Source organism: Nonomuraea sp. NPDC049784, assembly GCF_040659615.1.
In the GTDB taxonomy this organism is placed as follows: domain Bacteria; phylum Actinomycetota; class Actinomycetes; order Streptosporangiales; family Streptosporangiaceae; genus Nonomuraea.
Genome location: NZ_JBFAMX010000716.1, coordinates 1 through 4,722 on the forward strand (window position 1 = coordinate 1; position 4,722 = coordinate 4,722).

5 protein-coding genes, 1 pseudogene and 1 riboswitch are annotated in these 4,722 nt (G+C 71.3%); all 6 genes and pseudogenes read right to left on the reverse strand.

Features of this window, described 5'->3' with window-relative positions; genetic code table 11:
• Positions 1 to 283: nicotinamide mononucleotide transporter family protein (locus AB0J09_RS56630; protein WP_360710970.1), on the reverse strand; the 283-nt coding region annotated here is incomplete at its 3' end.
• On the reverse strand, positions 280 to 870 hold the full coding sequence (locus AB0J09_RS56635; RefSeq protein ID WP_360710973.1) for a riboflavin synthase: 591 nt from the start codon (positions 868 to 870) through the stop codon (positions 280 to 282). The genes AB0J09_RS56630 and AB0J09_RS56635, both read right to left, overlap by 4 nt.
• Positions 871 to 872: 2 nt before the next feature.
• Entirely contained in the window at positions 873 to 2,381 is a 1,509-nt protein-coding gene (gene ribD / locus AB0J09_RS56640; protein ID WP_360710976.1) for a bifunctional diaminohydroxyphosphoribosylaminopyrimidine deaminase/5-amino-6-(5-phosphoribosylamino)uracil reductase RibD, read from the reverse strand.
• 110 nt (positions 2,382 to 2,491) lie between these two features.
• A riboswitch (FMN riboswitch) is annotated at positions 2,492 to 2,622 on the reverse strand.
• A 78-nt stretch (positions 2,623 to 2,700) separates the two neighbouring features.
• A complete protein-coding gene (locus AB0J09_RS56645; RefSeq protein WP_360710979.1) occupies positions 2,701 to 3,462 on the reverse strand; it encodes an oxygenase MpaB family protein in 762 nt (253 codons plus the stop codon).
• 78 nt (positions 3,463 to 3,540) lie between these two features.
• A complete protein-coding gene (gene rpe, locus AB0J09_RS56650; RefSeq protein ID WP_360710981.1) occupies positions 3,541 to 4,203 on the reverse strand; it encodes a ribulose-phosphate 3-epimerase in 663 nt (220 codons plus the stop codon).
• A 222-nt stretch (positions 4,204 to 4,425) separates the two neighbouring features.
• Positions 4,426 to 4,722, reverse strand: a pseudogene (locus AB0J09_RS56655) (rRNA cytosine-C5-methyltransferase); the annotation flags it as partial.

Here is a 4,722-nt window from a genome sequence, read left to right on the forward strand (position 1 = left end):
GGCGGACCGCGAGCTGCTTGCCGTCCTGCGTGCCGCGCCGCCACGCCCACCAGCCGTAGACCGCCAGGCCGGCGAACAGAGCCTGCTTGAGCGCGTTGCCGGTGATGTGCGCGTTGATCGAGGCGATGAACAGCAGCACAGATCCGGCGAACTGCACCGGCCAGGTCCACATTGACTTGCGCATGGCGAGCAGGACCGTCGACAGGGCGGCGATATTGCCGATCAGGTCGGTCCAGAGCACGTGAGTGCCGAATACCTCAAATCCGGCGTTCGCCCAGTTCACTGCCTGACCACCAGCCTTTCCACATACTTCGCGATCACGTCGACCTCGATGTTCACCACGTCGCCGACCTGACGGTCGCCCAGGGTGGTGAGCTTGAGCGTCGTGGGGATGAGGCTCACACCGAAGCTTTCGTCGTCAACCGTCGTCACCGTCAGGCTGATTCCGTCGATGGCGATCGAGCCCTTCTCCGCCACGTACCGGCTGAGCGCCTCGGGGAGGGAGAACCGCACGTCGTCCCATCGCTCGCCGGGCTCACGGGACAGCAGCACGGCGGTCCCGTCCACGTGGCCCTGCACGATGTGGCCACCGAGGCGCTGGTCGGCTCGTACGGCGCGCTCCAGGTTCACCGGAGAGCCCTCGATAAGCCCGCCGAGGGAGCTGCGGTCCAGGGACTCCCTCATCACGTCCACGGTGAAAACGTCGTCCTTGGCCTCCACGACCGTGAGGCACACGCCGTTGACCGCGATCGAGTCGCCGTGCTTGGCGTCGGAGGTGACGACCGGGCCGCGCACCGACAGCACGGCCCCGCCGCCTGCCTGTTCGATGGCGACCACTTCGCCCTTTTCCTCAATGATTCCGGTGAACATCACTACTCCCTGCCTGGTTGGGAAGCGGGCCGGGCGATCAGCCGTAGATCCGGCCCAATAGGGGAAATTTCGTCAAATGTCAGGCGGTGGATCTCGCCGATCGTGCCCACCCCGGCCGCACCCAGCGCGGCCTGCCCGGAGCCGAGCAGCGCGGGGGCGATGTACGCGACCACGCGGTCGACCAGGCCCTGCCTGAGGAACTCACCGGCCAGCGTGGGGCCGCCCTCCAGGAACACGCTCACGATCTCCCGCGCCGCCAGCTCTCTCAGGAGGGCGTCCAGGTCGAGGCCGCGGTCGCCGCGGGGCAGGCGGAGGAGGTCGGCCTTGAGCTCGGTGTCGGCGTCCTCGGCGATGGCGACGAGCGTGGGCGCGCTGTCGTCGAGCACCCTGGCGGACTGGGGCGTCCTGGCGCGCGTGTCCACCACGACCCGCAACGGCCCCCGCCTGCCCGACTTCCGCCCTCCCCTGTGCCCGGCATCCACGCCCTGGCCTCCGGCACCACCGCCGAAGCCATCCCCTCCGCCGCCTCCGGTCGCGCGCCCAGCGCCCTCGTTCCGACGCCTGTCCGCCCCGCCGCCGACGCCGCCTCCCGTGCCGCGCCCCGCGCCCTCGTCCCGACACCCGTCCGCCCCGCCGCCGACGCCGCCATCCCGGCGGAGCTCCGCGCCGCCGGCACCTCCGACGGAACGCGCCGCCACAGCCGGAGCGACCGGACCAGAGCCGGCGCCCACACCTTGACCATCCCCCGCGCCGTCATCGACGCCTGCCTCTCGGCCGCTTTCCGTCCCGCGCCCAGCGCCCTGGTCCGCGCCACCGCCGGCACCTTCAACGGGACTCGCCACCACAGCAGGAGCGGCCGAGCCGGCGGTGGGTGTGAGGCGGGCGGTGAGGTGGGGGTCGTCGGCGAGAACGGTGCCGATGCCGGCGACGATCGCGTCCGAGGCGGCCCGCAGCCGGTGCACGTCGGCCCTGGCCTCCGGCGAGGTGATCCACTGGCTGGTCCCGTCCGCGGCCGCCGACCGCCCGTCCAGCGTCGCCGCGAACTTCCACGTCACATGCGACCGCCCGAGTCGCGCGTACGTCAGCCACTCCTCGTTGACCAGCGAGGCCTCTGCGGTCAGTATCCCGGTCGTCACGGAAACCCCGTGCGCCCGCAGCCGCGCCGCCCCGCCTGCGGCCTTCGGGTTGGGGTCGGCCACCGCGATCACCACCCGCGCGATCCCGGCCGAGAGCAGCGCCCGGCTGCACGGTCCCGTCCGTCCGGTGTGATCGCAGGGCTCGAGCGTCACGTACGCGGTGCCACCCCGCGCCCGCTCCCCCGCCTGCGCCAGCGCCACGACCTCGGCATGCGGCCCGCCCGCGTACGCGTGAAACCCCTCCCCCACGACCTGGCCGGAAGCGTCGAGCACGACGCAGCCCACGACGGGGTTGGGGCTGGTGGTGCCGTGTCCGCGCGCGGCCAGCTCGACGGCGCGCGCCATGTGCACGGCGTCCTGCGGGGGAATCTCCACCCGGGTCTCCTACTCGCCAGTAGCTGCAAGCCACGGCGGGCCCCGGGGGATTTTTCTGCCGTGATGCGCATATGCACCACGGCAAGCGCCCGGCTGGGACGCCGGACACCTCGCGCGCTTCCTCCCATCCGGACTTTAACCGTCGGTCCCGGAATTTCACCGGGTCAACCGGCCGATGGCATCGGCCGGGTCGCGGACTTTTACCGCCGGTTCGGAATTTCACCGACCCCGGAGCACGCTAGCTCTCTTCCGCTACCAGTGTGCCATGTCCGAAATGCCGCGCGCGACCACCCCTACCCCCTAGACCAAGCGCTAGGTTTCAGGCGGCCATGAGCCGGCGCGCGCGGCGGGCGGCGGGACTGTAAAGGACGTCCCCGGGGACCAGCCCGATCCCGGTGTGCAACGTGCGCAGCGTGGCCGTGGCCCACAGGTCGCCGACCGGCGTGGCGGGCAGCCCGTACAGGCGCCTCGCCCAGCGCGGCAGCGTGGCGAACGCGAGCAGCGTCAGCGCGGGCAGCGCGGGTTTGAGCGGCATCAGCTTGGGAGGGAGCGGGGCATTCAGCGACAGGCGGAGCGGATGGGCCGCCTCGGGCACGAACCGCAGCCCCGGCCGCGCGGCCTCGATGTAGTCGTGCAGCTCGGCCACAGACGCGGGAACGTCCTCGGCCTTCAACCCCACCACCTCGGCGGCCCGCCGCCACTCCGCGACGAACCCGTCAGCCTCGGCGTCCGACAGCCGCACCCCGGCCCGGCGGGCGACCGACAGGTAGGAGTCGACCTCGCCGACGTGCACCCAGCGCAGCGCGTCGGGGTCGTCGAGGTGGAAGGTGGCGCCGGTGTCGGGGTCGTAGGCGGTCAGCTTGGCGTGGATCTTGCGTACGCGCCGTCCCGCCCGTTCGACCTCGGCGTTCGACCCATACGTACGAACGCGTACGAACTCCGTGGTCCGTACGAACCGCGACCAGGCCTCGTGCGGATCCATGAGCGTGGAGTTCTGCAGCACACCGCGCATCGCCCTCGGATGCAGACCTTGCATCAGCAGCGCCCGGATGCCGCCCACCAGCAGGATCGGCTCGCCCATCACCCGCCACGTCACTGAGCGGGGCCCAAAGATCCCATGGTCGCCCATAAGTGAATGGTTACCCGGGCGCCGACCGGTTTATGCGTTCTTGAAGGTGGCGGCGGCGCGGAGGGCATCGATGGCGGAGGCGGGATCGGAGGCCCCGTAGACGGCGCTGCCCGCCACGAACACGTCGGCGCCCGCTTCCGCGCAGCGCTCGATCGTGCCGGCGTCGACTCCGCCGTCCACCTGCAGCCAGACCCGTCCGCCGTGCCGCTCGATCATCTCCCGTGCCCGCCGCACCTTGGGCAGCACTCCGTCGAGGAACTTCTGCCCGCCGAACCCCGGCTCCACGGTCATCAGCAGGAGCATGTCGACCTCGCCCAGCAGGTCTTCATACGGCTCGACGGGCGTGGCCGGGTTGAGCGCCAGGCCGGCCCTGGCGCCGAGCGCGCGAATCTCTCGCAGGGTCCTGATGGGCCCCTTGGCCGCCTCGGCGTGGATGGTCACGCTGCCCGCCCCGGCCTCCGCGTACTGCGGCGCCCAGCGGTCGGGGTCGTCGATCATGAGATGGCAGTCGAGCGGCGTCGAGGTCACCTTACGCAGCGCCTCGACCACGGGCAGCCCGATGGTGAGGTTGGGCACGAAGTGGTAGTCCATGACGTCGACGTGCAGCCAGTCGGCGTTGGGCACGGCGGCGGCCTCGTCGGCGAGCCTGGCGAAGTCGGCGGCGAGGATGCTGGGAGAGATCTGTACGGCCATGATTCACCAAGTCTATTGACTCCCCGCGCTGTAGAAGCGCCGGGATTCCATCGGTCGCCCGCTGGGGTGAGTGCCAGGCCGGTGCCGGAAGTTCCTCGCGCACCTTTGCGGTGGGCGCGGGCGACCTTGGCCTTGGCCTTGACCCGGTTGTCGCTTGCTATGGGCAGACCGCCCACGCCGTGGCCCGCCCCTCATCGTGCTGGGCGCCGCTCAGCATGCGCCTCACATGCGAGGACGCTTACGCAGCAACACCAGGAACATGGCGTCGGTGCCATGCCGGTGCGGCCAGAACTGGACGTGCGGGCCGTCGCCCAAGCCCTCGACCTCGGGCAGATAGTCGCGGGCGTCGAGCTGCTCGACGTCGTGCCTGCGCGCCATGACGTCCGAGACCACGACCCGGGTCTCGGCCAGGTGCGGGGAGCAGGTGACGTACGCGACGACGCCGCCGGGACGCACGGCGTCCAGCGCGGTGTCGAGCAGCCGCCGCTGCAACTTGCCCAGCTCGGCGATCCCGGCCGG

Excerpts from the sequence above, each read along its gene's own strand:
- AB0J09_RS56635 (WP_360710973.1), bottom strand. The coding sequence starts at position 870 with ATGTTCACCGGAATCATTGAGGAAAAGGGCGAAGTGGTCGCCATCGAA.
- AB0J09_RS56645 (WP_360710979.1), bottom strand. The coding sequence starts at position 3,462 with ATGGGCGAGCCGATCCTGCTGGTGGGCGGCATCCGGGCGCTGCTGATG.
- rpe (WP_360710981.1), bottom strand. The coding sequence starts at position 4,203 with ATGGCCGTACAGATCTCTCCCAGCATCCTCGCCGCCGACTTCGCCAGG.